Genomic DNA, 23,056 nt, shown 5'->3' with positions numbered 1-23,056 from the left:
TTGTCAACGTGACCCCGACCAGCAGCCAGACCGCCGGCCCGATCCCCAGGCGCCTCGACCCGGCCCAACTCGCCACCAGCGCGCTGCGGCTCGCCGACGCCGAAGGACTGGAGGCGCTCACCATCCGCCGGCTGGCCCAGCAGCACGACGTGACGCCGATGGCCATCTACCGGCACTTCGCCGACAAGGACGACCTGCTCGCGGCGGTCGGCGACCGGATCCTGGCCGACATCGCCCTGCCCGAGCCGAACGACGAGCCGTGGGAGACACAGCTGCGCGCAGTACTGGCCGCGTTCGTCGCCGCACTCCGGCCGCATCCGAAGGTCGCCGGGCTGACGCTGTACCGGATCCTGGTCTGCCCGGACGGCCTGGCGCTCGGCGAGCGCACGATGGAGTTACTGACCCAGGGTGGCTTCTCCGTCGACGACGCGGCAGAGGTCGGCCGGCAGTCGATCTGCGGGTTGATCACGCTGGTCACCACCGAACCCGGCTCCAACGAGGACACCGACCCGATCGCCCGCGAGGACGCGCTGCGCGCGAAACGCGCCTCGCTGTCCGCACTGTCGCCGCACCGCTATCCGCTGATCACCTCGGCGGCCGACACCCTGATCTGCCCCGCCTCGACCGACCGGTACTACGCGCTCGGCATCGACCTGGCCGTCGCGGGCATCCGCGGAGTACTGGCGAATCTCAAGGACAGTTAGGGCTGCGCCGAAGTATTGCGGGACTACCGTCGTAGGCATGAGTCGAGCAGCTGTGCGGCAGCGGTACCTGGAGATCAACGGCGTCCACCCGATGACGGCGGAGGACGACGCCTATGTGACAAAGCAGTTCCGCGTCCTGGACGAGCTCTGCGCCGAACACGGGCGTGACGCAGACGAAGTCCGGTCGCTCATTCTGGCGAACAAGCTGCCGGTGCCGAGTTACCTGCGCAGCGACGGCGCCGAGATGGTTCCAACCGACTATTTCGCCCTCGCGGACCAGGTCGGGATCGATGCTCTCCAGGGCTGGTTCGTCGCGCACTGGGCGGATGTGGCCGAGGGCAACGAGGAGTGGAAGGCCTATCTGAGTGGGCAATATGTCTGCCTGCACTCGGTGTCCCCGGCAACGATCCGGCGCAAGGGTGAACTGATCGAAGCGATCGACGCGGCCGTCGATCCGGTCGAGGCCAAGCCGTTCGTCGACGAGCTGGACGCGCTCGAGCCCGAGTTCACCGGGTACGACCGGCTCCGGTTCGGTGGGCCGGTCTCCCGCGACACACACATCACCGCCTACAGACGGAACTGACATGTGAGGTCTACGCTCCGTAACGGAGTCATACGATCACACGGAGGTACGTCATGGCGGGGAAGTTCGAGCTCTACGAAGACAAGTCCGGCGGGTTCCGGTTCCGGCTCAAGGCCGGCAACGGCGAGGTGATCGCCAGCAGCGAGTCCTACCAGACCAAGGCCGGCGCGCTGGGCGGGATCGAGTCGATCAAGAAGAACGCCGGCGACGCGGACGTCGACGACCAGACCGCCTGAACGGGCGGGATCGTAGTACCGGCCGGCAAGTGCCGCGGTAGAACGAGCAACGGCAGCAGCTCCCCGAAGCGGAGCTGCTGCCGTTGCGTCTTTCCGGGCCGGGTCAGAGCCCCAGCTCGTGGATCACCTCGCGAACCTCCACACCGAGCCCCTCAACCCCTGCGTCCGGGATCATCGCGGCCAGCTCGACGGCACGCTCCGGGGTCGCGCACTCCAGCAGGTAGTAGCCCGCCAGGAACTCCTTGGCCTCCAGGAACGGTCCGTCCGTCACCGCCGGTACCCCGTCCCGAACCTTCACCACCGAGGTCTTGGCCGGCTCGGCCAGCGCCACCGTGCTGTGGAACTCACCCGACTCCTGCACCACCTGCAGGAACTTCTCGTGCCCGCTGAAGATCGCCTGCTGCTCCTCTTCGCTCAGGGCAGCCACCACGTCGGGGTTGATGTTCAGCACCACCAGGTATTTCACGATCTCTCCTTCACCATCGGCCCCCGAGCTGGGAACCTCTCGTCATCAGTACGGAGCGGGCTCCGCCACTTTGACATAGCGTCGCGGCATGACTGAGTTGACTCTCGCCGACGTGCAGGCGGCGGCCGAACGAATCGCCGGGGTCGCGCACCGTACTCCGGTCCTGACGTCGCGCACGCTGGACGAGCGCGTGGGCGCTGAGGTCTTCCTGAAGGCGGAGAACTTCCAGCGGATCGGCGCGTTCAAGTTCCGCGGCGCCTTCAACGCGATCAGCCGGCTGTCGCCCGAACAGCTGGCCGCCGGCGTCGTCGCGTACTCGTCAGGGAACCACGCACAAGCGGTCGCCCTGGCCGCCAAACTGGCCGGGACGACCGCGGTGAACCTGATGCCGACCGACTCGCCGCCCACCAAACTCGCGGCCACCCGCGGGTACGGCGCCGAGGTGGTCACCTTTGACCGGTACTCCCAGGACCGGGCGGTGCTGGCGAACCAGCTGGCCGAGGAACGCCGGCTGACCCTGATTCCGCCGTACGACCACTACGACGTCATGGCCGGGCAGGGCACGGTTGCCCTGGAGCTGATCGAGGACGTCGGGCCGCTCGGCGCGTTGCTGGTGCCGATCGGAGGTGGCGGGCTGATCGCCGGGTGTGCGACGGCGGCGACCGCGCTGTCACCGGGGATCCGGGTGATAGGTGTCGAGCCGGCCGCCGGCGACGACACGGCTCGCTCGCTGGCGGCGGGTGAGCGGGTGGAGATCGGCGTACCGCGGACGATCGCCGACGGCCAGGCGATCGCCAGTCCCGGCGAACTCACCTTCCCGATCGTCCAGCGGCTGGTCGACGGCATCGAACTCGTCACCGACGACGAGATCCGGGCGGCGATGAAGTTCGCCTTCGAGCGGCTGAAGATCGTCGTCGAGCCGAGTGGCGCGAGCGCGCTGGCCGCCTTGCTGACCGGCCGGATCCGCGACCTCCCCGACCGGGTCGGAGTGGTGCTGTCCGGCGGCAACGTAGGCCTGGAGAGATGGCTGGAGCTGCTCGGCCGAAGGTGACCCCAAAGGGCCCTGAACACGCGCTGTGGTCGTTGTCACACACAGCCACTGCACCACTGTGACCGGGGTCACACAAATCGGCTGTGCGGCCGCCTGGGACGCGCTCAGACACGCTCAGGACACCTGGTGTTTGCCAGAAGTCCCTGAGCCGTCAGAGAGGCGTTTGAGGGCTTTCGAGAGGGTCTCTCCCGATTTGAGGGTTTGCGTCGTGATCGTTCTGTTATACAGTCGTCGGCGGTTCGACAAATGCGCCGAACTGCGAGTGTGTCAACGCCGAGTCCTGCCAGGCACACCCGCTCCCCTCGAACACCACATGGCAGGAGTGGGGGACCCAGGAAGTTGGGGTCCGACCGTGAGTGGTCGGGTCCCTGGGGTGAAGTCCGCGGGAGCGGACCGGGCTATTGACTCTCAGCCCGAACCCGACAGCTAACTTCACAGGCGTCGGGAGACAACCATGCCCGTCACTGCCCGACGGACAGCGCTTCTTGGCGCCGTCAGTCAGAACAGCGATGCCAGTACCCGGCCCACCGGCCGCCCGTTGGCTAAGCACCGCAAGTCCAGCAAGTCCGCGACCGCTCCTCGCGCCGCAGCCGCCGTCCTCTCGGTCGGCCTCGCCGTCGGTGGTGGAGCCGCGATCAGCGTCGTCACCACTCCGACGACCGCCTCCGCGGCCAGCGACACGGCCGGCCAGGTGCGCGGCACCACCAGCATCGCCAGTCGCCCCCTGCTTCGCTTCCGCGACTCAGGCTCCACTGTCAAGTACGTCCAGAAGCGTCTGCGCATCAAGCAGGACTACTACTTCGGCACCAGCACGGTCAGAGCGGTCAAGAAGTTCCAGGCCTCGTGGGGCATCAAGCCCACCGGCTACATGAGCAAGCCGACCTGGAACCGCCTGACCTGGGCCGCCAAGCACGGCGTGCTCTACGGCCCCAAGGGCGGGTCCAGCACCACCACGACCTTCCGTGCCAAGGTCCTGCGCGAGGCCGCGAAGCTCAAGGGCACCCCGTACCGCTACGGCGGCACGAGCACCCGCGGCTTCGACTGCTCCGGCTACACCGGCTACGTGTACAAGAAGGCCGGCAAGAAGCTGCCCCGTACGTCGCGACAGCAGTACAGCGCGACGAAGCACATCAGCCGCTCGGCCGCCAAGCCCGGCGACCTGGTGTTCTTCCGCAGCGGTGGCGGCGGCGTGTACCACGTCGGCATCTACGCCGGTTCGAACATGCTGTGGCACGCCTCGAAGCCGGGTACGCGGATCAGCAAGGCAAAGATCTGGACCAAGAGCGTGGCCTTCGGCCGCGCCTGAGGTTCCAGCGCGTCAGCCGGCCCCGACTCCCCCCTCGGGCCGCTGACCTGACAACCGGCCGTGGCGTCGTCGCCCCCACCCCCTCCGACGACGCCCCGGCCGGTTGTCCCGTTCCAGGGCAGTTTCTTGGGGCTAGTTGTCGAGTAGCCCCGCGTCGTGCGCGAGGATGGCCACCTGGACCCGGTTGGTGGCGTCGAGTTTCACCAGCACCCGCGAGACATGCGCCTTCACGGTCGCCTCGCTCATGAACAGCTCCCGGCCGATGTCGGCGTTCGACAGCCCGCGCGCCACCGCTGCCAGTACTTCGCCCTCGCGGTCGGTGAGCGCGGTCAGCCGCTCCCGCGCGATCCGCTGCCGGTCCGTCCGCTGGTCCGCCGCGAAGTGCCCGATCAGTCGTCGCGTCACAGTCGGCGACAGCATCGCGTCGCCGGCCGCCACCACCCGGACCGCCTGGACCAGCTCCCGCGGCGGGGTGTCCTTCAGCAGGAACCCACTCGCCCCGGCCTGCAGCGCCCGGAACACGTAGTCGTCCAGATCGAACGTGGTCAGGACGACAACCTTCGGCGGATCGGGCAACTCCTGCACCTGCCGCGTCGCAGCGAGTCCATCCATCCGCGGCATCCGGATGTCCATCAGCACCACGTCCGGCCGGTGCTGCCGGACCATCGCGGCCGCGTCCGCACCGTCATCGGCCTCGGCCACCACCTCGAGATCGTCGGCCGACTCCAGGATCATCTTCAGTCCCGCCCGGACCAGCGCCTCGTCGTCCACGATCAGCAGCCGCGTCATCGTTCCCTTTCTTCGCCATCGGATTCTGCGAGCTTCGGCTCCGCCGCCCGATAGGGCAGCCAGGCCTCGACCCGCCAGCCGCCGTCCGGAGTGGGCCCGGCGTCGAGCCGTCCGCCGGCCAGGGTGACCCGCTCGCGCAGCCCGACCAGCCCAGCGCCGGATCCCGGCAACAGTGAATCAGCAGCGACCGGCCGTACGTTGGTCACCCGCACCGTCACACCGCTCCCGGGCGCGCCGTTCACCAGTACTTCGGTGGAAACACCCCGCGCATGCTTGTGCACATTGGTCAGCGCCTCCTGGACAACCCGATAGACCGTCCGCCCGACCAGAGCCGGTACGTCGTCCGGCAGCGACAACTCGCTGCTCACCTGTACTCCGGCCGCCTGCGACGCCTCGACCAAGCGCACCAGGTCGGCAGCTCGGGGTACCGGTGCCAGGTCGGCGCCATCCTCGCTGAGATCGGCTCGCAGTACTCCGAGAACCTCGCGTAGATCCTCCATCGCCTGCCGGGCGGTCTCGCGGATCAAGCCGGCCGAGCTCTCCACCTTCTCGGGGCCGACGGCCGGGTTCACCTCCAGCCCGCCCGCATGCAGCGCGATCAGCGACACCTTGTGGGCCAGTACGTCGTGCATCTCCTGGGCAATCCGGGCGCGCTCACCCAGCCTGGCCTGGTCGGCTCGGAGCTCCCGCTCGGCCTCGGCACGCTCGGCCCGATCGCGCAGCGACACCATCAGGTCTCGCCGGGCACCGATGTAGGCGCCGACCGCGACCCAGGTGCCGATCACGAAGGGTCCGGTGAAGAGTGCGGCCAAGAGGTTGTTGCTGCCCTCGGCGCTGGGGATCACGTACGCGACGTACGCGGCGACGGTCAGGATCGCGAGGGCGAGGTCGCGGCGCCGGATCGCCAGCGTCAGCAGTGCCAGCCCGACCGGCATGAAGATGCCGGCGGCACCCATCGCGATCACGGCGATGACGGTGACCACGACGGGGAAGCGACGCCGCCACCACAGCGCCAGCGAGGCGACCGCTCCCAGACCGAGCACGAACCAGTCGCTGCCGGCCCAGCCCGGCCGGCCGTTCGAGGTGGCCTGCAGGACGATCGTGAGCAGGCTGAACCCGACGTACATCAGGTCGCGGAGGCGCGGGGCATGCCGGACGAACCAGGCATACCAGCGCCGCAACCGTTGCATTCAGTCAGCGTAGTCGCGACGGGTCACGGCTTTCGTCCCTCTTCCGGTGGGGGTCGGGATGCCGGTTCGGCGACTTAAGTAGGGGGTCGGCGAAGCCGGTCGGTCGATGTGGCGAGGGGGTCCGGGCCGGAAGAGTAGCGGTCATGATCACCGTCGAGAACCTCAGCAAGCGCTACGGCAGCACCACGGCTGTCAGCAACGTCTCCTTCACCGTCGAGCCAGGCAGCATCACCGGCTTCCTCGGCCCGAACGGCGCCGGCAAGTCCACCACCCTGCGCATGCTGACGGGGCTCACCCCGCCGAGCGCGGGACGGGCGACGATCGCCGGTAAGAAGTACTCCGAGCTGCCGAACCCCGGGCGCGTCGTCGGCGTGATGCTGGACGCGGCGGCCCAGCACCCGGGTCGCACCGGCCGCGAGACGTTGCTGCTCAACGCGTCGCTGCTCGGCGTACCGAGCAGCCGGGCGGACGAGATGCTGGAGGCTGTCGGGCTCAGCTCGGCGGCCAAGCGCCGGGTCGGGCAGTACTCGCTGGGTATGCGGCAGCGGCTCGGGATCGCGGCCGCTCTGCTCGGCGACCCGGCCGCGCTGATCCTGGACGAGCCGGCCAACGGCATGGACCCGGAGGGCATCCGCTGGATGCGGGGGCTGCTGCAGGACTTCGCTTCCCGTGGCGGCACGGTGATCCTGTCCAGCCACCTGCTGGGTGAGGTCCAGGCGACCGTGGACAAGCTGGTCGTCATCGGCGGCGGCAAGATCGTCGCGAACGGCTCCCTGGAGGAGCTGCTGGCCGGCAGCGGCACCCTCGTCCGCGGCCTCGACCCGGTCGGCCTGAACCAGGCGCTGACCGCGGCCGGGCTGAGCCTCGAGCCCCTGTACGACGGCGCGCTGCACGTCGACGCCACCGCCGAGCAGGTCGGCCGGGCCGCGGCTGCTGCCGGTCAGGTGCTTCTCGAACTCCGCGAAAGCGACGGCGCCGGCCTGGAAGAGCTCTTCTTCCAGCTGACCAGCCCCACCGCCACCGCCGCCTGACCCACCCAACTTCTTCTTCCTGGAGCTCAAGCTCCACCCCGGTCTTCCTTTCCCTTCTTCTTCCTGGAGCTCACACCATGGCTGTTTCTGAAATCACCTCTCCGGCCGTCGCGGCGGTTCCGGGCAAGCACCGGGCGGCCGTCGGCGCCTCGCTGCCCCCGGCGCGCGGCCAGTCCTTCCTCAAACTCGTCACCATCGAGCTGCGCAAGTCGGTCAACACCCGCAGCGGCCAGGTCCTGATCCTGGCCATCCTCGCTCTGGCGCTCGCCGCGCTCACCTGGGAACTCACCCACATGCAGGACGGCAAGCAGGCCTTCGACGGATACCTGGGCGCCGCGTCGACCGGCGTGATGATCCTGCTGCCCGTGATCGGCGTGATGGCGATGACGAGCGAGTGGACCCAGCGGACCGCGCTGACCACGTTCACGCTGTCGCCGCGCCGGGTCCGGGTCCAGCTGGCCAAGTTCGTCTCGGCGATCGTGCTGAGCGTCGTCGTCCTGAGCGCCACCGTCGTGCTCGCCGTGGCGGGTACCGCGCTCGGCGGCTCGATCAGCGGCGACGGAGCGTCGTACGCCGGATTCGGTGGTGCCCTCGCCGGTGCCTACCTGACCACCGCGCTGAACGTCGTGATGGGTGCCGCCTTCGGTGCGGTGATCGCCCAGACCGCGGTGGCGATCCTGGTCTTCTTCGTCGCCCCGACCGCTTGGGCGCTGGCCGGCCCGGCGCTGTTCAAGAGCAACGCCGACTGGCTGGACGTGTTCGGCGCCTTCGGCCGGATCGCCGAGCGCGACCTGCACGGAATGGTGCCGGAGACGCTCACCGCGATCGGTGTCTGGATCGTCCTGCCGACGATCGCCGGACTGTGGGCAAGCTCACGTCGCGAGGTGAAGTAGCGCCGCGGTAAGGCGCCGAAGACGCGGGAGACCTGGCCGGTTTGAGGGGATCGGCCAGGTCTCCCGGCCGTTATCGGGCCGGTTCGGGTGTCCAGTCAGGGGGTCGCGCGTGTGTCGGAGACCGGCTCCGGGTAACCTAGAACCACGATTACTGACGACTGATCCGTGGGCGCCACGCTGCGTACCCGGTTGACTTGTGCGAGGGGGTCGACGCTATGGGGCGCGGCCGTGCAAAGGCCAAGCAGACGAAGGTCGCACGCGACCTGAAGTACCGCACCTGGGAGACCGACTTGGAGCAGCTCAAGAAAGAGCTGTCCGGCGGGGACGAGGGCGGTACCTCTGCGAACGGCAACAACGACGCAGACGTCGGCGATGACGCCGACGACTACCACCCCCGTCGGTAAAGCTGCAGCATTCTGACCTGCCCAGCGCCTCCGGGCGTCTGGGCAGGTTGGTGTGTTAGCCGACGTAGTTCCACCACACGGCAGGACAGGTGATCCCAGCCTGCCCTGTCGACACGCTGAGGTCCGGTCGGTCCGAGGCACCGCGGAGACTTCCGGGGCGCCTCAAATCGCCCGGCCGCTGCGAGCTCCGCCGACCCTGTAGCACCGCGCAGGCTCCGCTGACCCTGAGGCACCTTGCAGGGTCCGACGACTCTGCAGCAGCTCGCAGACGTCTCCGACGCTGCAGCACTTCGCGGGCTCCGCCGGCTCTGGTGGCAAGCCGGCGGAGGCGGGCCCAGCGTCAGCTGGCGTACGTCCCCTGTAGTTCCACGCCTGCCCCGGTGTCAGCTGCCGCGCTGACCTCGCCGCAGACCCAGGCGTCGATGTCGCGCTCGGCCAGCGCTGCGATCGCGCGATCCGCGGAGGCCGGGTCCAGGACCGCGACCATGCCGACGCCCATGTTCAGCGTCTTCTCCAGCTCGAGCTGCGGGACGCCACCGAGCTGACCGACCAGGCCGAAGATCGGCGCCGGCGTCCAGCTGGACCGGTCGATCCGGACCGCGAGGTCGTCGGGGATGACGCGGGCCAGGTTCGCCGCGAAACCACCGCCGGTGATGTGGGACATCGCGTGCAGCGGCTTGGTCTCGTTGACGTTCAGCTCACGGATCAGCTCGAGGCAGTGCTTCGCGTACACCCGGGTCGGGACCAGCAGCGTCTCGCCGAGCGTGCCACCGAGCTCGGGCACCTCCCGGTCGAGCTGCCAGCCGGCCCGGTCGAAGAACACGTGCCGGACCAGGCTGTACCCGTTCGAGTGGAGCCCGGAGGACGCCATCGCGACCACCACGTCACCGGCCCGGACCCGGTCCGCGCCGATCACCTCGTCGGCTTCCACGACTCCGGTCGCGGCACCGGCCACGTCGTACTCGTCGGCCTCGAGCAGTCCCGGGTGCTCGGCCGTCTCGCCGCCGACGAGCGCAGTACCGGCTTCGACGCAGGCCTCCGCGATGCCCTTGACGATCTGCGCGATCGTCTCCGGCACCACCTTGCCGGTGCAGATGTAGTCGGTCATGAACAGCGGCTCGGCGCCGCAGACGACCAGGTCGTCGACGACCATGCCGACCAGGTCGAACCCGATCGTGTCGTGCCGGTTCATCTTCTGCGCGATCGCGACCTTGGTCCCGACGCCGTCCGTGGACGTCGCCAGCAACGGCCGCCGGTACGCCGTCAGCGCACTCGCGTCGAACAGCCCGGCGAATCCGCCGAGCCCGCCGACCACCTCGGGGCGGGTCGCCTTGGCCACCCATTCCTTCATCAGCTCGACGGCCCGGTCACCGGCCTCGATGTCGACTCCGGCGGCCGCGTAGCTCGCGCCCTCGCTCACGTTGGTTCTCCTTCTTGGGGGCTTACGGGCCTCGGAGCCGTTACGGCCGGGACAGGGCGTCCGCGGCGCCGGCGCCACCGGACACGGTGGCCAGGCCGTCGGCGTCGGTGCTCACCGGTACTTCGAGCAGGTGCTTGCCCAGGTGCTCCGGGCTCGGCAGCTCGACCGGGTAGACGCCGTCGAAACAGGCGCGGCACAGCTGGTCCTTGGGCAACGTGGTCGCCTCGACCAGCGCGTCCAGGTCGATGTAGCCGAGCGAGTCGGCACCGAGCGAGCGGCAGATCTCCTCGGTGTTCAGCCCGTTGGCGATCAGCTCGGCCCGGCTGGCGAAGTCGATGCCGTAGAAGCACGGCCACTTCACCGGCGGTGCGGTGATCCGGACGTGGATCTCCTTCGCACCGGCCTCGCGCAGCATCTTGATCACCGCGCGCTGGGTGTTGCCGCGGACGATGGTGTCGTCGACCACAACCAGCCGCTTGCCCTCGATGACCTCGCGCAACGGGTTCAGCTTGAGCCGGATCCCGAGTTGCCGGATGGTCTGGCTGGGCTGGATGAAGGTGCGGCCGACGTAGGCGTTCTTGACCAGGCCCGATCCGTAGGGGATGCCGGACTCCTCGGCGTACCCGATCGCGCCCGGTACGCCGGACTCCGGGGTGGCGATCACCAGGTCGGCGTCGGCCGGGTGCTCGCGGGCCAGCCGGCGGCCGATCTCGACCCGGGTGGAGTGGATCCGCTGACCGGAGATCTGGGTGTCCGGGCGGGCCAGGTAGACGAACTCGAACAGGCAGCCCTTGGGGTCCGGGGTGGCGAACTTGGTGGAGCGCAGGCCGTCCTCGTCGATCGCGACGATCTCGCCCGGCTCGACCTCACGGACGAAGCTCGCGCCGCAGATGTCCAGCGCGGCGGTCTCACTGGCGATCACCCAGCCCCGCTCGAGCCGGCCGAGCACCAGCGGGCGGATGCCCTGCGGGTCGCGGGCGGCGTACAGGGTGGACTCGTCCATGAAGATCAGGCTGAAGGCGCCCTTCACCTTCGGCAGCACCTTGGCGGCCGCCTGCTCGATGGTCAGGTCCGGGTAGCCGGCCAGCATCGAGGTGAGGATGTCGGTGTCGGAGGAGGCGCCGTGCTTGGCGTTCGCCTTCGCGTGCTCGACGTCGGCGTCCAGCCCGAGATCGAGGTCACCGGTGCCGCCGAGGCTGGCGGCCAGCTCACCGGTGTTGGTGAGGTTGCCGTTGTGCCCGAGCGCGATCGAACCGGTCGCGGTCGACCGGAAGGTCGGCTGGGCGTTGGCCCAGACGCTCGACCCGGTCGTCGAGTACCGGCAGTGACCGACCGCGATGTACCCCTTGAGGGAGGCGAGCGTCGCTTCGTCGAACGCCTGGCTGACCAGACCCATGTCCTTGTAGACCAGGATCTGACTGCCGTTGCTGACCGCGATGCCAGCCGACTCCTGCCCCCGGTGCTGCAGAGCGTAGAGCCCGAAATAGGTGAGTTTGGCAACCTCTTCCCCGGGAGCCCAGACCCCGAAGACGCCACAAGCGTCCTGCGGGCCTAGGTCCTGCGGGTCAAGATCATGAGTGAGCCGACCATCGCCACGAGCCACGCCCAGCAGTCTACGGGACTACATGTGCCAGCACGCATTCACCGGTCCGCACTGGGGATCCCCTGGGCCCGCCTGCACCTGTGAGCCGCCCGGCAGGCCGCCGAAAATACCGGCGATCGCTGTCAGTAACAGACCGGTGGCAACTACCGTGAGAAACTTCTTGATCACAACTCGTCCCTTCGAAATAATCGGCAACCGACCAAGCAAGCGCTCATTGTCGACGCATTCTGTATATGGTCGGTTCCGAACGGGCGCTGAAGGAGTGAACAGCTGTGCTGGAACCGCTGGGTGTGGATGATGCCACCTTTGCGGTTTACCACGCCCTCCTGAGCCATCCGGACAGTACGGCCGAGCAGATAGCGACGTTGCTAAACCGGCCATTGGGCGAAGTGCTCGACACGATGGCACTGCTCCGAAAGCTGGAACTGCTGGTCCCGACCTGGTCCGACCCGGACACGGAGCACGCCGTGCATCCCCGGCTGGGCCTGTCCGGGCTGGCCGAGCGGCGCCGGGGTGAACTCAACCGGATGCTCAACGAGCTCAATCAGGCCGAGTCGTCCGCCGAGGTGATCGCCGAGCAGTACAACGAACTGCTCACCTCCCGCAGCAGCGGCGACGTCGAGGTGCTCAAGGGCCGGGCCAACGCCTCCCGGCGGATCGAGGAACTCGGCCTCAAGGCACAACGAAGCTTCTGGGGGATGATTCCGGCGCACCTGGACGACGCCATCAGCTCGGCGCCGGAGACTTCACCCGACATGCCCTTGCTCGAGCGCGGCCTGAGGATGCGCACCATCTATCTGCAGAGCATGACGGTCTCCAAGGCCGGTATCGACTACGCGGCGACCCTGCACCGGCTGGGCGGCGAGGTGCGCTCGACACCGACCCTTCCCATGCGGCTGCTGATCATCGACCAGGAGATCGCCATCATGGCGATGGACCCGGAGAATCCGACCGCGGGCGCGGTGATCCACCGCAGCCCTGCGGTACTTTCCGTCGCCATCGCCCTCTTCGATGCCTACTGGTCGCGCGCGACCGACCTCTTCTCCCCTGAAGACCGTGACAACGACAGCCCGCTCACTCCGCACGAGGCCGAGGTACTGCGCCTGTTGGCCGGCGGGGCCAAGGACGAGCAGGTCGCCCGTCTCCTCGGCATCTCCCTGCGCACGGCCCGCCGCATCACCGCCAACCTGTCCGACCGCCTGGATGCCACCTCCCGCTTCGAACTAGGCGTGGCCGCCGCGAAACGCGGCTGGGTCTGACGGTTTGTTCGAGTCGCTGGGCGTCACAGAACGCACGCTGGCCGTTTACCGTGGGCTGCTCCAGCGGCCCGCCTTGATGCACCTGTCCGAGCAGGAGCGGACGGCCGAGCTCGCCGCCCAGGTCGGGTGCGCCCAAGCCGAAATCCGCTCAGAGGTCGAACTGCTGCACCAACTAGGGTTGATCGTTCCGCGGTGGAACATCGCCGACGAGGACTACCCCCTGGATCCGGCGGTCGGCTTCGAGCGGTTGGCCGCTCTGCAGCGGCAGAAGATCGACGAGCTGGCCGACGGGCTCCGGCAGGACGAGCTGGCGGCCAGCGGATTCACCGCTGCGTACCGGGAGTTCCTGGTCAGGAAAACGGCGCGCGACGTAGAACTGCTGGAAGGGGCGGAAGCTGCCTACCAGCGCCTGCAGCACATGCAGCCGCAGGTGATTTCCTGGGCAATGATTCCGCCGAACAATGGCGGATCCCGGAAGAACGAAGATTCGCCGGACCGGGGATTTCTGGAACGCGGTGTCGAGTCCCGGTATTTGCTGGCCCAATCAGAAATCAAACACCGCTACATCCGAGAATACTGCCAGTGGGTGATCGGCTTCGGCGCGAAAGTACGAACTGTTCCCTCGGTGCCCATGAAGATGCTCATCCTGGACGACGCCGCCGTTTTGGGGATCGACCCCAAGGACACCTCTGCCGGCGCCGTGATTCACCACAGTGTGGCCGTCGTGAATCTGGCCAAGGAGTTCTACGAGAGTTACTGGCGGCGCGCCGACGACCCGTTCGCTGACGATCAGCCGGGGGCAGAGGAGATCACTGCCCAGGAGGCGGAGCTGCTGCAGTTGCTGGTGCAGGGCGCTACCGACGAGCAGGCGGGGCGGAAGCTGGGTGTCTCGTTGCGGACGGTCCGGCGGATGGCGGCGAAGTTGAGTGAGCAGGCGGGGGCCTCGGGTCGGTTCGAACTGGGGGTGCGGGCAGCTCAGCGGGGGTGGGTGCGGTGAATTTACGGCCTAGACCAATCGGGTAGGGATTGGATCGATTCAAGCGCACCAGCCAAGTTTGTGGCCGGAAGATGCCAAGAGGTTGAGTTCGCGACAGAAAAGTGCTTGGCCGGCTCGCCCTTCAATGTCGGGGGAAACCTGCTGTACCGGGCCGAGGAGCAGCAGGACGAGCAGCGCGGCGGCGGACAGAGCGGCGGGTGAATACACCATACGTTCGGCAATCATGAGCATCGCCTCCTTTCGGGCATGACAATGAGACCGCATTAGCGGCCGGCATTGCGGGGCGGAATTCGCCGCGGAGTAATCGCGGCGGGCGGCGAAGTGGTCCACACCGCTCACCCACGAACCTATTTCGCCCCGTCCCGACGGGTCAACGCCGACGCCCGGCCGCATGGTGCATTGGCACCACGCGGCCGGGGCTTCAGTTCCACCCGCTGCCGTCAGCCACTGGACTCGCCGATGCAAGGGTCGGTGCCGCTGATCGCCACCTACAGTGATTTGGGGAACAGCCACGGTCACCGAGTGTCGACTACGGGGGCGAATCATGGGGCGTCGCCGGGGACTTTTCGCCGAGCTCGAGCACCAGCGGAGCCAGCAGCAGAAGCAGGCGGCCCGCGAGCAGCGCGAGCGGGAGAGGTTGATCGCACAGGCACGGCGGGAGCGCGAGCGCCTGGCCCGAGAGGCCGACAAGGCGGACAAGCAGGCCGCGAAGGAGGCCGCCGCCCGCTATCTTCAGGCCAGGCAGACAGAGGTCAACGCACAGAACAATGAGCTGACGGCACGCATCCAGGAACTCGACAGGATCCTGGTCGACAGCCTGCGAAGGTCGGCCCGCATCCCGTTCGCCTCGCTGCGAGTGTCTCCCGAAGTATCCCGCTTCGAGCCAGGGGCACTGGCCGTACCGAAACAGCCGCCAGCTTGGGAACAGTTCGTCCCGCCACCGGCGGGCGCAGTACAACGCATGTTCAAGAAGCCGCATCTCGAACGCGCGATGGTCGAGGCTCGCGGCAGGTTCGAGCTGGCCCAGGCCGCATACGGTGCAGAAGAACAGCAACGCATGCTGCGGTTGCAGGATGCGCAGCGAGCGCACGCCACCCGAGTGGCAGCTGCACGGAAGGCCGCGGACGATGCCAACGCGCAACTGGAGGCGTTCGAGCAGGCCTACCAGGCCAAGAATCCAGAGGCGGTGAACGACTATCTCGAGCTGACGCTCGAGTCTCGGCCGCTTCCCGCCGGATTCCCCTCGGACGTAGAGGTTGCCTACCAAGCCGGCCTACGTCGTCTGCTGGGTTGTCATGGAGCTTCCAGGAATCGATGTGGTCCCCACGGCCGCGGAGTACAGATACGTCCGGGCGAAGGATGAAATCGTCGCCAAGCCGCGACCAGCCCGTGAGATCAACCAGCGCTACAGCAATGTGGTCGCGCAGCTGGTTCTGCGAACCATGCGCGACGTGTTCGAAGTCGCCGGCCATGGCCTGATCAGCGAGGTCGCCGTCACCGCACGCGTGTCGACCCGCAACAGGGCCACCGGGAGACCCGAACAGCCTTGCCTGGTCAGCCTCATCACTTCGCGTGAGCAGTTCGGCGAGCTGGTCCTGACCGACCTCGATCCAGGCGAGTGCCTACGTCACCTGAACGCCCTGGTCTCCAAGCATCCATGGGATCTGGAGGCCATTCGCCCAGTTTTCGATCCGGACCTCTCGCGGTACAAGTTCGTCGATGCCCGGGATGCGGCCGCGGGGCTGGACGGCCGACGCGTTCTCGTCGAGATGGACCCGACCGAGTTCGAGCACCTGGTCCGGCAGCTGTTCGAGGCAATGGGCCTCAAGTCCTGGGTAACGCAGGCGTCGCGAGACGATGGCGTCGATGGTGTGGCGGTCAACGAGGACCCGATCATGGGCGGGGTCTGCGTCATTCAGGCCAAGCGGTACCGCGGCGTCGTCTCGACTGAAGCCGTCCGGGCACTGGCCGGGACGATGGGTCAGTTGAAGGCAAGTCGAGGTGTCCTGGTGACGACTTCCTGGTTCGGCAAGCAGTCGCATGAGTTCGCCGCTGAGCACGGCCGCATCCAGCTGATCGAAGGCACCCACCTGAAGCAGATGTTGCAGGAGCATCTCGGCTTGGACGTGCTCATCGGCGAACTCAAAGGCCGGGCTAGACGGTCTTGACGGCGGTGAGGAGTTTGGTGAGGGACTCTCGGGCGTCGCCGAAGAGGAGGGTGGTTTTGGGGTCGTAGAGGAGTTCGTTCTCGATGCCGGCGAAGCCAGGGCGCATGGAGCGCTTGAGGAAGATGACCCGCTGGGCCTCGTCGGCGTTCAGGATCGGCATGCCGTAGATCGGGGCGCTCGGCGTCGTCCGGGCCGCCGGGTTGACCACGTCGTTGGCGCCGACCACCAGGACGACGTCGGTGGCCTTGAAGTCGCCGTTGATCTCGTCCATCTCGCGCAGCTGCTCGTACGGGACCTGGGCCTCGGCGAGCAGGACGTTCATGTGGCCCGGCATCCGGCCGGCCACCGGGTGGATGGCGTAGTCGACCTTGACCCCGCGCCCGTGCAGCTCCTCGACCAGGTCGCGCAGGACGTGCTGCGCCTGCGCGACGGCCAGTCCGTACCCCGGGACGATGATGACCCGCTGGGCGTACCCGAGCAGGATCGCCACGTCGGTGGCGCTACCCGAGATGACCGGCCGGTCGGACGCCGTACCGCCGCCGAGGGTGGAGCCGCCCTTGACCGCGCCGAACAGGATGTTGAAGACCGAGCGGCCCATCGCGTCGGCCATCAGCTTGGTCAGCAACGTACCGGCCGCGCCGACCAGCGTTCCGGCGACCAGCAGCATCGTGTTGCCGAGTACGTAGCCGCCCGCGGCCACGGCAAGGCCGGTGAAGGCGTTCAGCAACGAGATGACGATCGGTACGTCGGCGCCGCCGACCGGCAACACCAGCATCACGCCGACGGCCAGTCCGACCGCGCACAGCAGCACACCGACCCACACCCGCGGATCCGACACCAGCCAGCCCGACAGCGCGAGGCCGCCGAGGAGTCCGGCGACGAACAGCACCGGCAGCCCGGGGAACGTCACCGGCCGGGTGGTCATCAGCTCCTGGAGCTTCGCGAACGTCACGATCGAGCCCGAGAAGCTGACCGCGCCGACCAGGACGGTGAAGGCGGTCGCGATCGCGGCAATGGTCTGGCCGTCGTGCACCTCGCGGAGCTCGATCAACGCGACCAGCGCGGCCGCGCCACCGCCCACGCCGTTGAACAGCGCCACCAGCTGCGGCATGTGGGTCATCTGCACCCGGCGCGAACCGACCACGCCGGCGACCGTTCCGATCACCAGCGCGATCAGGATCGGCACCAGGTTGTCCGGCTTGTAGGCGGCGAAGGTGATGATCACCGCGAGCACGGCACCGGCGGCGCCGAGCAGGTTGCCGCTGCGGGCCGACCGCGGCGACGACAGTGCCTTCAGCCCGACGATGAAGGAGACCGCCGAGATCAGGTAGCCGATCTGGGCCCAGGTGGCGATCACTTGTGCAACTCCTTCTTGCGCGCCGCGGGCCCGCGGAACATCTGCAGCATCCGGTCGGTCACGACGAACCCGCCGACCATGTTCACCGTGGCCAGGACGACGGCCAGCAGCCCGATCACGGTCACCAGCGCCGAATCCGACTGGCCGGTGACGATGATCGCCCCGACCAGGATGACGCCGTGGATCGCGTTAGCGCCGGACATCAGCGGGGTGTGCAGCGTCGACGAGACCTTGCTGATCACCTCGACACCGACGAACGCCGCGAGCACGAAGATCGTCAGCAAAGCGATGGTCTCGGTCATGCCGGTCCTTCCAGGAGCTGGCGGGTCGGCTCGTGCAGCACGGTCCCGTCGTGGGTGAGGCAGCAGCCGCTGACGATCTCGTCGTCGAAGTCCGGGTTGAACTCCGCGTCCCGGGTCATCAGCGTGATCAGGTTGGCGATGTTCTGGCCGTAGAGCCGGCTGGCCGGTCCGGCCATCTGGCTGGGCACGTTCGCACCGCCCCAGACCAGCGCGTTGCCGATCATCAGTTCGGTGCCGGCCACCGAGCCCTCGACGTTGCCGCCGGACTCCGAGGCCAGGTCGACGACGACCGAGCCGGGCTTCATCTGCTCGATCATCGACCGGGACACCAGCATCGGCGCGGTCCGGCCCGGTACCGCGGCCGTGGTGATCAACGCGTCCGCGCCGGCCACGTACGGCGCGAGCAGGTCGCGCTGCAGCTGGGCCCGTTCCGCTGTCATCTCGCGGGCATAGCCGCCGGGCCCGTCCAGCGTGCCGAGCTCGAGCTCGATCGGCTGCGCGCCCATCGAGGCGATCTCCTCGGCGGCGGCGGTCCGGACGTCGTACGCCTTCACGACCGCGCCGAGCCGTTTCGCGGTGGCGATCGCCTGCAGCCCGGCGACACCGGCGCCCAGGACGAGGACCTGGGCGGGCGGCACCGTCCCGGCGGCCGTCATGTTCAGGGGGAAGAACCGCGGCAGCCGTTCCGCCGCGACGATGGCCGCGCGGTAGCCGGCCACCAGCGCCTGCGAGGACAACGCGTCCATCGACTGGGCCCGGGAGATCCGCGGGATCATCTCCATCGCGAACGCGGTCAGCTTGGCCCGGGTCGCGGCCCGGATCACGTCCGGCGGGTTCGTCGGCAGGAACGACATCAGCGCAGTACCGGCGTGCAGGCGTTGCAGCCGCTCGCGTTCGAGCGGCTGCACCGACACCACCACCGTCGCCGCGTGGTCGGCACCCCAGGCCACTTCGGCCCCCGCCTCGCGGTAGGCGTCGTCGGAGTACAGCGCGCGCTCACCGGCCGCGGGTTCGACCGCGACCTCGTAACCGAGCTGGACGAGTTTGACGACTTGTTCCGGCACCAGGGCCACCCGGCGCTCGGCCGGTCTGGTCTCGCGCACCACTGCGATCTTCACTCGCCGAAACCTATGCCAAACACACGGTGCCCGGAAAGCCCGGTGGGGTCGATCAGGCCAAGTTCTGAAGAAGCAGTGCCTCGGCCAGACAGACCTTGGCGAACTCCTCCAGGTGCAGACCCTCGTCGATGCCGTGCGCCCGGGTGTCCGGGTCCTCCACTCCGGTGACCAGAACGGCGGCATTCGGGAAGGCCTGCTGGAACTCCGCGATGAACGGGATCGAGCCGCCCATCCCGGTGTCCACGGGCTCCACACCCCAGGCCGCGCTGAACGCCGAACGGGCCGCGTCGTAGGCCTTGCCGCGCGCGTTGATCGAGCACGGCTGGCCGATATCCCCCTCTGTCACGGTGACTTCGGCACCCCAGGGCGCGTTCTGCTCGAGGTGGTTGCGCAGGGCCTCCATCGCCTTGACGGCGTCGTCGCCGGGGGCAACGCGCAGGCTGACCTTGGCCCGGGCGACCGGTACGAGGGTGTTGCTCGCGTCGGCGACCCGCGGTGCGTCGATGGCCAGTACGGCGATCGCCGGCCGGGTCCACAGCCGGTCGACCAGCGTGCCCGACCCGATCAGCCGGACCGAGTCCAGGACGCTCGACTCGGACCGGAACCGGTCTTCCGGATATTCCAGGTCGGCCGCGCGTGTCGCGTGCAGCCCGTCGACCGCGACGTCACCGTTGTCGTTGTGCAGGGTCGCGAGCAACCGGCAGAGCGCGGTCAGCGCATCCGGTACTGCGCCACCGAACAGCCCCGAGTGCACAGCGTGCTTCAGCGTCCGGACCTCGACGTAGCAGTCGACCAGGCCACGCAGCGAAACGGTCAGCGCGGGCTGGCCGATCGCCCAGTTGCCCGAGTCCGCGATCACGATCGCGTCGGAGGTCAGCTCCTCGGAGTACTGGTCGAGCAACTGCAGCAGGGTCGGCGAACCGATCTCCTCCTCGCCCTCGACGAACACCGTCACGCCCACCGGCAGGTCGTTGCCGAAGGCCCGTACGGCGGCGAGGTGGGCGGCGATCCCGGCCTTGTCGTCGGCGGCACCCCGGGCGTACAGCCGGCCGTCGCGCTCGGTCGGGACGAACGGCTCCGAGGTCCACTCCTCGACGGCACCGGTCGGCTGCACGTCGTGGTGGGCGTAGAGCAGCACGGTCGGCTTGCCCTCCGGGGCCGGCTTCTTCGCGATCACCGCGGGCGCGCCGTCGCCGGCCCGGACGATCTGGATCGCGAACCCTTCGGCCGCGAACAGCGCGGCGGTCGCCTCGGCGGACCGCTGGACGTCGGCCGCACGGGCCGGGTCCGCACTGACCGAGGGAATCCGGATGAGGTCCTCGAGGTCGGCACGGACAGAGGGCAGAACGCGGTCGATCGCCGCGGCTAGATCGGTCATGCGCCTACCGTACTGCGGGTCAACGACTAACCTTCTCCGCAGAAGACCCCGAAGGTTTCCGCCCCAACCTCAGCACGCACACCCCGCAGGGCGCGGGCACTTGGTACAACTGGTGCCGTAGCGGCTACTTGATGAAGGTCGCCGAGTCGAGCACCTCGTTGACCTGCTGGTTGTCGGTACTGCGAGCCTGCGTGCGCAGTACCGTCCCCGGCAGGACCAGCTCGTAGCGCTCGCCCACAGTGCTCTTCACCTTCGAGTTCGGCTCCTCGCAGGTGTAGTAGAACGTGACCGTGTCGCCGTTCCGCTCCCCCTGGCCCACCGGCGTACAACCCGCCGGGGTCCGGCCGGTCGCCGGCAGGGTGGCCGCGTCGGTCTGCTTTTGCAGGTAGACACCTGGCACTCGGCTGTCGGTCAACCAGCTGCTGGTGTCCGCCGTGACCAGCAGGCCCGCCCCGTCCGCAGTAGTCGACTTCTGGTCCCAGTCGCGCGGGACCTTCACCGACAGGTTCTTCTCTTCGACGGTCACCGGGCGGCTCATCACCAACTGGTAGCCGCCGTAGCCGCCGCCTGCGGACAGGAGCACCGCCAGGACGACGGTGATCACCCACGCTCGCGCAGAGCGCTTCGGTGCTGGTGCTGCCACCACTGTTGCCGGCACTGTCGGCGGCGCGACTGTCGGTGCGTTGGCGGCCGACGGCGCGGTCTCCTGGTCGAGGCCACCAGGACCGGCCGGCACCGGCAACTGGTCGGCAGGAACCAGGCCGGCCGGGATCTTGCCGGTGGTGTGAGCCTCGCGCAACGCGTCGAGGAAGCTGTCGAGATCCGGCCAGCGCTTGTCCCGATCCGGCTCGAGGGCCCGCCGTACGACGGCGTCGATCGCGTCCGGGACGTCGTCGCGCAAGGTGCTCATCGAGGGTGGCGGCGACTCGATCCGCATCACCGCGCCGAGGCTGATCAGTCCGTGCGGTGCCTGTCCGGTGAAGGCCGCGTAGGCGACCGCGCCGAGCGAGTAGAGGTCCGCGCGGTGGTCGAGCCGGTCGCCCATCACCTGCTCGGGCGCGACGTAGGCCGGCGTACCGCCCGGCATCGTCAACTGGGACACGGTTTCCAGCGACTTGCCCAGGCCGAGATCGCCGAGCATCGCGCGATCGCCCGACTCGTCGGTCCGGAACAGCACGTTGGCCGGCTTCACGTCCCGGTGCAGGACGCCGCGTGCGTGCAGCTGCTTCAGCCCGCTGCCGACCTGCGTGATGATCTCGACGGCGTCGGCGATCTCCAGCGGCCCGGCCTTGATCCGGTCCGCGAGCGATCCGCCGTCCGCATAGGTGAGGACGAGGTACGGGCGGCCGTCCTCGGTCTCGCCGACGTCGTGCACGCCGACCACGTGCGGTGAGTCGACCCGGCGCAGGAAGCGGCCCTCGGCCAGGAACCGGCGCCGGACGTCGTCCTCGTCGATCCAGTTGTCGGACAGGATCTTGACGGCGACTTCGGCGTCGAGCTGTTCGTCCCTGGCCAGCCAGACGGTTGCGAAGCCACCGGCACCCACCCGGCGGACCAGGGAGTACCGGCCGATCCGCGGTGGCTGGTCCATCCCCGCATTATGCTCGATCCTTCCTGCGACCGGGTCGCCGGAGCGCGGGTTCGAGACCGAAACGGGGCCGATGCACGGTGCGAGACAAGCGGCTGGTGATCTTCGTCGCGTCCGTGGCGGCGGCAGCGGTGGCCGTCGGCGGCTTCCTCGCGGCCACCCGCGGTCCGCAAGCCGATGCCGGCACCGCCGCACCGCTGGGAGCCGCCAGTACTTCGTCCGCGCCGAAGAGAGTCCCGGCCTCGACGGTCAAGATCGATCCCACAGCGCTCAAACCCGGTGCCGGTCCACGCGTCACCTATCTGCGCGCCCGCACCGTGCTGGGCGGCACGGGCCCACCCGTCAAGGTGCCCGGCACAGCGGAGATCATCGCGGTCGGCCGGCTCCGCGAGACCGTCCTGACGATCCAGATGGGCAGCAACCAGACCAGCTCCCTCGTCGTACTAGATGCCTCAGGCAAGCAAATCCGCCAGCTCGCCGCGGTGGACTCGCTCGTCACCAGCGCCGACGGCCAGGCGATCGCCTACGCCTCCGGCGGCCGGTTCACGCCGTCCGGCCGGTCGGGTGCCGGTGGCGCGGTCTACTACCAGCGCTCCATGACCGAGCCGGCCGCGAAGCTGGCCTGGCCGAACGCGTACGAGCTGGAAGTGCTCGCTGTGGTCGACCGGACCGTCTACTTCCGCTCCGGCGCGACCAGTGAGCCTTGGCACCTCTACCAGTGGAAGGTGGGGAGCCCGAAGCCCACGCTGCTCAGCAAGGTCGTCTCACCGACCATTGTGTCCCGCGACGGCACCCTGGCGGCCGGGTTGCCGGTGTTCAACGACAGTGGGATGTGCACGGCGGTCACCCCACTACCGGCCGGGACCCAGCGCTGGCGGACCTGCCAGTACAAGGTGACCCGCTTCAGCCCCGGCAAGGTGTTCGCCGCCGCTGTCCCACCCGACTTCCCCCTGTACGGCGAACCGCTGACGGTCGCGCTCGACCTGTCGACGGGCAACCGGCTCCGCGAGTGGACCGGGCCCTCTCTGCGCGACTCCACCGCCGAGGACGACGACCACCTGCTGCTGCAGTGGCACGACAAGAACGAACCCACCTCCCGGTCCGCCCTGGTCCGCTGCACGGTGAGCACCGGAGCCTGCGAACTGGCGACGCCCCTTGCCGCCGGCCCGCTCGTCATCGGATCGTGACCAACAAAACCACCCGCCCCGGCGTC

The 23,056-nt window shown here is 68.6% G+C and carries 24 protein-coding genes and 1 riboswitch; of the genes, 13 read left to right on the top strand and 11 right to left on the bottom strand.

Annotated features, from left to right (window positions below; all coding sequences use genetic code 11):
- Positions 1-8: 8 nt before the first annotated feature.
- Genes ACQPYM_RS03470 through ACQPYM_RS03460 form a run of 3 tightly spaced genes read left to right on the top strand, consistent with a single transcriptional unit; the run spans position 9 to position 1,523 of the window.
- Complete coding sequence (locus ACQPYM_RS03470; protein ID WP_433014646.1) at positions 9-704, top strand: TetR/AcrR family transcriptional regulator; 696 nt, start codon at positions 9-11, stop codon at positions 702-704.
- Between the two features lie 37 nt (positions 705-741).
- Positions 742-1,287, top strand: coding sequence for a DUF6058 family natural product biosynthesis protein (locus ACQPYM_RS03465; protein ID WP_433014643.1), 546 nt, complete (start codon positions 742-744; stop codon positions 1,285-1,287).
- 53 nt (positions 1,288-1,340) lie between these two features.
- Positions 1,341-1,523, top strand: coding sequence for a YegP family protein (locus tag ACQPYM_RS03460; RefSeq protein WP_433014640.1), 183 nt, complete (start codon positions 1,341-1,343; stop codon positions 1,521-1,523).
- A gap of 103 nt (positions 1,524-1,626) precedes the next feature.
- Here the strand turns inward: ACQPYM_RS03460 and ACQPYM_RS03455 are convergent, their stop codons facing one another.
- On the bottom strand, positions 1,627-1,989 hold the full coding sequence (locus ACQPYM_RS03455; RefSeq protein WP_433014637.1) for a YciI family protein: 363 nt from the start codon (positions 1,987-1,989) through the stop codon (positions 1,627-1,629).
- 88 nt (positions 1,990-2,077) lie between these two features.
- Between ACQPYM_RS03455 and ACQPYM_RS03450 the strand changes: the two genes are divergently transcribed.
- Positions 2,078-3,040 carry a threo-3-hydroxy-L-aspartate ammonia-lyase gene (locus tag ACQPYM_RS03450; RefSeq protein ID WP_433014634.1) on the top strand — a complete coding sequence of 321 codons (963 nt, stop codon included), beginning with the start codon at positions 2,078-2,080 and terminating at the stop codon, positions 3,038-3,040.
- Positions 3,041-3,301: 261 nt separating this feature from the next.
- Positions 3,302-3,495, top strand: a riboswitch (cyclic di-AMP (ydaO/yuaA leader).
- The gene (locus tag ACQPYM_RS03445; protein WP_433014631.1) at positions 3,495-4,346 is read left to right on the top strand and encodes a C40 family peptidase; all 852 of its coding nucleotides are present in this window, start codon (positions 3,495-3,497) and stop codon (positions 4,344-4,346) included. It overlaps the preceding riboswitch by 1 nt.
- A gap of 132 nt (positions 4,347-4,478) precedes the next feature.
- On the opposite strand, the gene ACQPYM_RS03440 is transcribed toward ACQPYM_RS03445, so the two are convergent.
- Positions 4,479-5,135, bottom strand: a complete 657-nt coding sequence (locus ACQPYM_RS03440; protein ID WP_433014628.1) for a response regulator — start codon at positions 5,133-5,135, stop codon at positions 4,479-4,481.
- On the bottom strand, positions 5,132-6,325 hold the full coding sequence (locus tag ACQPYM_RS03435) for a sensor histidine kinase (RefSeq protein ID WP_433014625.1): 1,194 nt from the start codon (positions 6,323-6,325) through the stop codon (positions 5,132-5,134). The genes ACQPYM_RS03440 and ACQPYM_RS03435 overlap by 4 nt, the downstream gene beginning before the upstream one ends.
- Positions 6,326-6,468: 143 nt before the next feature.
- Here ACQPYM_RS03435 and ACQPYM_RS03430 point away from each other — a divergent pair, with 143 nt between their 5' ends.
- The 3 genes from ACQPYM_RS03430 (at position 6,469) to ACQPYM_RS03420 (ending at position 8,653) form a co-directional block, all read left to right on the top strand.
- Entirely contained in the window at positions 6,469-7,356 is an 888-nt protein-coding gene (locus ACQPYM_RS03430; protein ID WP_433014622.1) for an ABC transporter ATP-binding protein, read from the top strand.
- A gap of 77 nt (positions 7,357-7,433) precedes the next feature.
- A complete protein-coding gene (locus tag ACQPYM_RS03425; protein WP_433014619.1) occupies positions 7,434-8,249 on the top strand; it encodes an ABC transporter permease in 816 nt (271 codons plus the stop codon).
- Between the two features lie 215 nt (positions 8,250-8,464).
- Entirely contained in the window at positions 8,465-8,653 is a 189-nt protein-coding gene (locus ACQPYM_RS03420) for a DUF3073 domain-containing protein (RefSeq protein ID WP_433014616.1), read from the top strand.
- Between the two features lie 340 nt (positions 8,654-8,993).
- Here the strand turns inward: ACQPYM_RS03420 and purM are convergent, their stop codons facing one another.
- Both purM and purF read right to left on the bottom strand, forming a co-directional pair.
- On the bottom strand, positions 8,994-10,073 hold the full coding sequence (purM, locus tag ACQPYM_RS03415) for a phosphoribosylformylglycinamidine cyclo-ligase (protein WP_433014614.1): 1,080 nt from the start codon (positions 10,071-10,073) through the stop codon (positions 8,994-8,996).
- A 40-nt stretch (positions 10,074-10,113) separates the two neighbouring features.
- Positions 10,114-11,676: an amidophosphoribosyltransferase gene (gene purF, locus ACQPYM_RS03410; RefSeq protein ID WP_433014611.1), complete on the bottom strand. Its 1,563-nt coding sequence runs from the start codon at positions 11,674-11,676 to the stop codon at positions 10,114-10,116.
- Between the two features lie 272 nt (positions 11,677-11,948).
- On the opposite strand from purF, the gene ACQPYM_RS03405 reads away from it, so the two are divergent.
- Together ACQPYM_RS03405 and ACQPYM_RS03400 are read left to right on the top strand one after the other, a co-directional pair.
- On the top strand, positions 11,949-12,935 hold the full coding sequence (locus ACQPYM_RS03405; protein ID WP_433014607.1) for a helix-turn-helix transcriptional regulator: 987 nt from the start codon (positions 11,949-11,951) through the stop codon (positions 12,933-12,935).
- Between the two features lie 4 nt (positions 12,936-12,939).
- A complete protein-coding gene (locus tag ACQPYM_RS03400; RefSeq protein ID WP_433014604.1) occupies positions 12,940-13,932 on the top strand; it encodes a hypothetical protein in 993 nt (330 codons plus the stop codon).
- Positions 13,933-13,971: 39 nt separating this feature from the next.
- On the opposite strand, the gene ACQPYM_RS03395 is transcribed toward ACQPYM_RS03400, so the two are convergent.
- Positions 13,972-14,157 carry a hypothetical protein gene (locus ACQPYM_RS03395; RefSeq protein WP_433014601.1) on the bottom strand — a complete coding sequence of 62 codons (186 nt, stop codon included), beginning with the start codon at positions 14,155-14,157 and terminating at the stop codon, positions 13,972-13,974.
- A gap of 319 nt (positions 14,158-14,476) precedes the next feature.
- Here ACQPYM_RS03395 and ACQPYM_RS03390 point away from each other — a divergent pair, with 319 nt between their 5' ends.
- Both ACQPYM_RS03390 and ACQPYM_RS03385 read left to right on the top strand, forming a co-directional pair.
- Positions 14,477-15,295, top strand: a complete 819-nt coding sequence (locus ACQPYM_RS03390) for a hypothetical protein (protein WP_433014598.1) — start codon at positions 14,477-14,479, stop codon at positions 15,293-15,295.
- On the top strand, positions 15,228-16,100 hold the full coding sequence (locus ACQPYM_RS03385; RefSeq protein WP_433014595.1) for a restriction endonuclease: 873 nt from the start codon (positions 15,228-15,230) through the stop codon (positions 16,098-16,100). The genes ACQPYM_RS03390 and ACQPYM_RS03385 overlap by 68 nt, the downstream gene beginning before the upstream one ends.
- Here ACQPYM_RS03385 and ACQPYM_RS03380 read toward each other — a convergent pair.
- The 5 genes from ACQPYM_RS03380 to ACQPYM_RS03360 form a co-directional block, all read right to left on the bottom strand.
- On the bottom strand, positions 16,087-17,457 hold the full coding sequence (locus ACQPYM_RS03380) for an NAD(P)(+) transhydrogenase (Re/Si-specific) subunit beta (RefSeq protein WP_433014592.1): 1,371 nt from the start codon (positions 17,455-17,457) through the stop codon (positions 16,087-16,089). The genes ACQPYM_RS03385 and ACQPYM_RS03380 overlap by 14 nt on opposite strands.
- Positions 17,454-17,759 (bottom strand): NAD(P) transhydrogenase subunit alpha, encoded by a 306-nt coding sequence (locus ACQPYM_RS03375; protein ID WP_433014589.1) that lies wholly within the window; start codon positions 17,757-17,759, stop codon positions 17,454-17,456. The genes ACQPYM_RS03380 and ACQPYM_RS03375 overlap by 4 nt, the downstream gene beginning before the upstream one ends.
- Complete coding sequence (locus tag ACQPYM_RS03370; protein WP_433014586.1) at positions 17,756-18,877, bottom strand: NAD(P) transhydrogenase subunit alpha; 1,122 nt, start codon at positions 18,875-18,877, stop codon at positions 17,756-17,758. Before ACQPYM_RS03370 ends, ACQPYM_RS03375 begins: the two co-directional genes overlap by 4 nt.
- A 52-nt stretch (positions 18,878-18,929) precedes the next feature.
- Positions 18,930-20,255 (bottom strand): dipeptidase, encoded by a 1,326-nt coding sequence (locus tag ACQPYM_RS03365; protein ID WP_433014583.1) that lies wholly within the window; start codon positions 20,253-20,255, stop codon positions 18,930-18,932.
- Between the two features lie 124 nt (positions 20,256-20,379).
- A complete protein-coding gene (locus ACQPYM_RS03360; RefSeq protein ID WP_433014580.1) occupies positions 20,380-21,846 on the bottom strand; it encodes a protein kinase domain-containing protein in 1,467 nt (488 codons plus the stop codon).
- A gap of 77 nt (positions 21,847-21,923) precedes the next feature.
- On the opposite strand from ACQPYM_RS03360, the gene ACQPYM_RS03355 reads away from it, so the two are divergent.
- The gene (locus ACQPYM_RS03355) at positions 21,924-23,030 is read left to right on the top strand and encodes a hypothetical protein (RefSeq protein ID WP_433014577.1); all 1,107 of its coding nucleotides are present in this window, start codon (positions 21,924-21,926) and stop codon (positions 23,028-23,030) included.
- Positions 23,031-23,056 lie beyond the last annotated feature (26 nt).

Origin of the sequence: Kribbella sp. CA-294648, assembly GCF_050943845.1 — a bacterium.
GTDB lineage: Bacteria > Actinomycetota > Actinomycetes > Propionibacteriales > Kribbellaceae > Kribbella.
This window is presented reverse-complemented; position numbering and strand designations above follow the sequence as displayed.

Coding starts and splice junctions, on each gene's coding strand:
- ACQPYM_RS03465 (WP_433014643.1), top strand. CDS start 742: ATGAGTCGAGCAGCTGTGCGGCAGCGGTACCTGGAGATCAACGGCGTC.
- ACQPYM_RS03460 (WP_433014640.1), top strand. CDS start 1,341: ATGGCGGGGAAGTTCGAGCTCTACGAAGACAAGTCCGGCGGGTTCCGG.
- ACQPYM_RS03450 (WP_433014634.1), top strand. CDS start 2,078: ATGACTGAGTTGACTCTCGCCGACGTGCAGGCGGCGGCCGAACGAATC.
- ACQPYM_RS03445 (WP_433014631.1), top strand. CDS start 3,495: ATGCCCGTCACTGCCCGACGGACAGCGCTTCTTGGCGCCGTCAGTCAG.
- ACQPYM_RS03440 (WP_433014628.1), bottom strand. CDS start 5,135: ATGACGCGGCTGCTGATCGTGGACGACGAGGCGCTGGTCCGGGCGGGA.
- ACQPYM_RS03435 (WP_433014625.1), bottom strand. CDS start 6,325: ATGCAACGGTTGCGGCGCTGGTATGCCTGGTTCGTCCGGCATGCCCCG.
- ACQPYM_RS03430 (WP_433014622.1), top strand. CDS start 6,469: ATGATCACCGTCGAGAACCTCAGCAAGCGCTACGGCAGCACCACGGCT.
- ACQPYM_RS03425 (WP_433014619.1), top strand. CDS start 7,434: ATGGCTGTTTCTGAAATCACCTCTCCGGCCGTCGCGGCGGTTCCGGGC.
- ACQPYM_RS03420 (WP_433014616.1), top strand. CDS start 8,465: ATGGGGCGCGGCCGTGCAAAGGCCAAGCAGACGAAGGTCGCACGCGAC.
- ACQPYM_RS03395 (WP_433014601.1), bottom strand. CDS start 14,157: ATGATTGCCGAACGTATGGTGTATTCACCCGCCGCTCTGTCCGCCGCC.
- ACQPYM_RS03390 (WP_433014598.1), top strand. CDS start 14,477: ATGGGGCGTCGCCGGGGACTTTTCGCCGAGCTCGAGCACCAGCGGAGC.
- ACQPYM_RS03385 (WP_433014595.1), top strand. CDS start 15,228: ATGGAGCTTCCAGGAATCGATGTGGTCCCCACGGCCGCGGAGTACAGA.
- ACQPYM_RS03375 (WP_433014589.1), bottom strand. CDS start 17,759: ATGACCGAGACCATCGCTTTGCTGACGATCTTCGTGCTCGCGGCGTTC.
- ACQPYM_RS03365 (WP_433014583.1), bottom strand. CDS start 20,255: ATGACCGATCTAGCCGCGGCGATCGACCGCGTTCTGCCCTCTGTCCGT.
- ACQPYM_RS03360 (WP_433014580.1), bottom strand. CDS start 21,846: ATGGACCAGCCACCGCGGATCGGCCGGTACTCCCTGGTCCGCCGGGTG.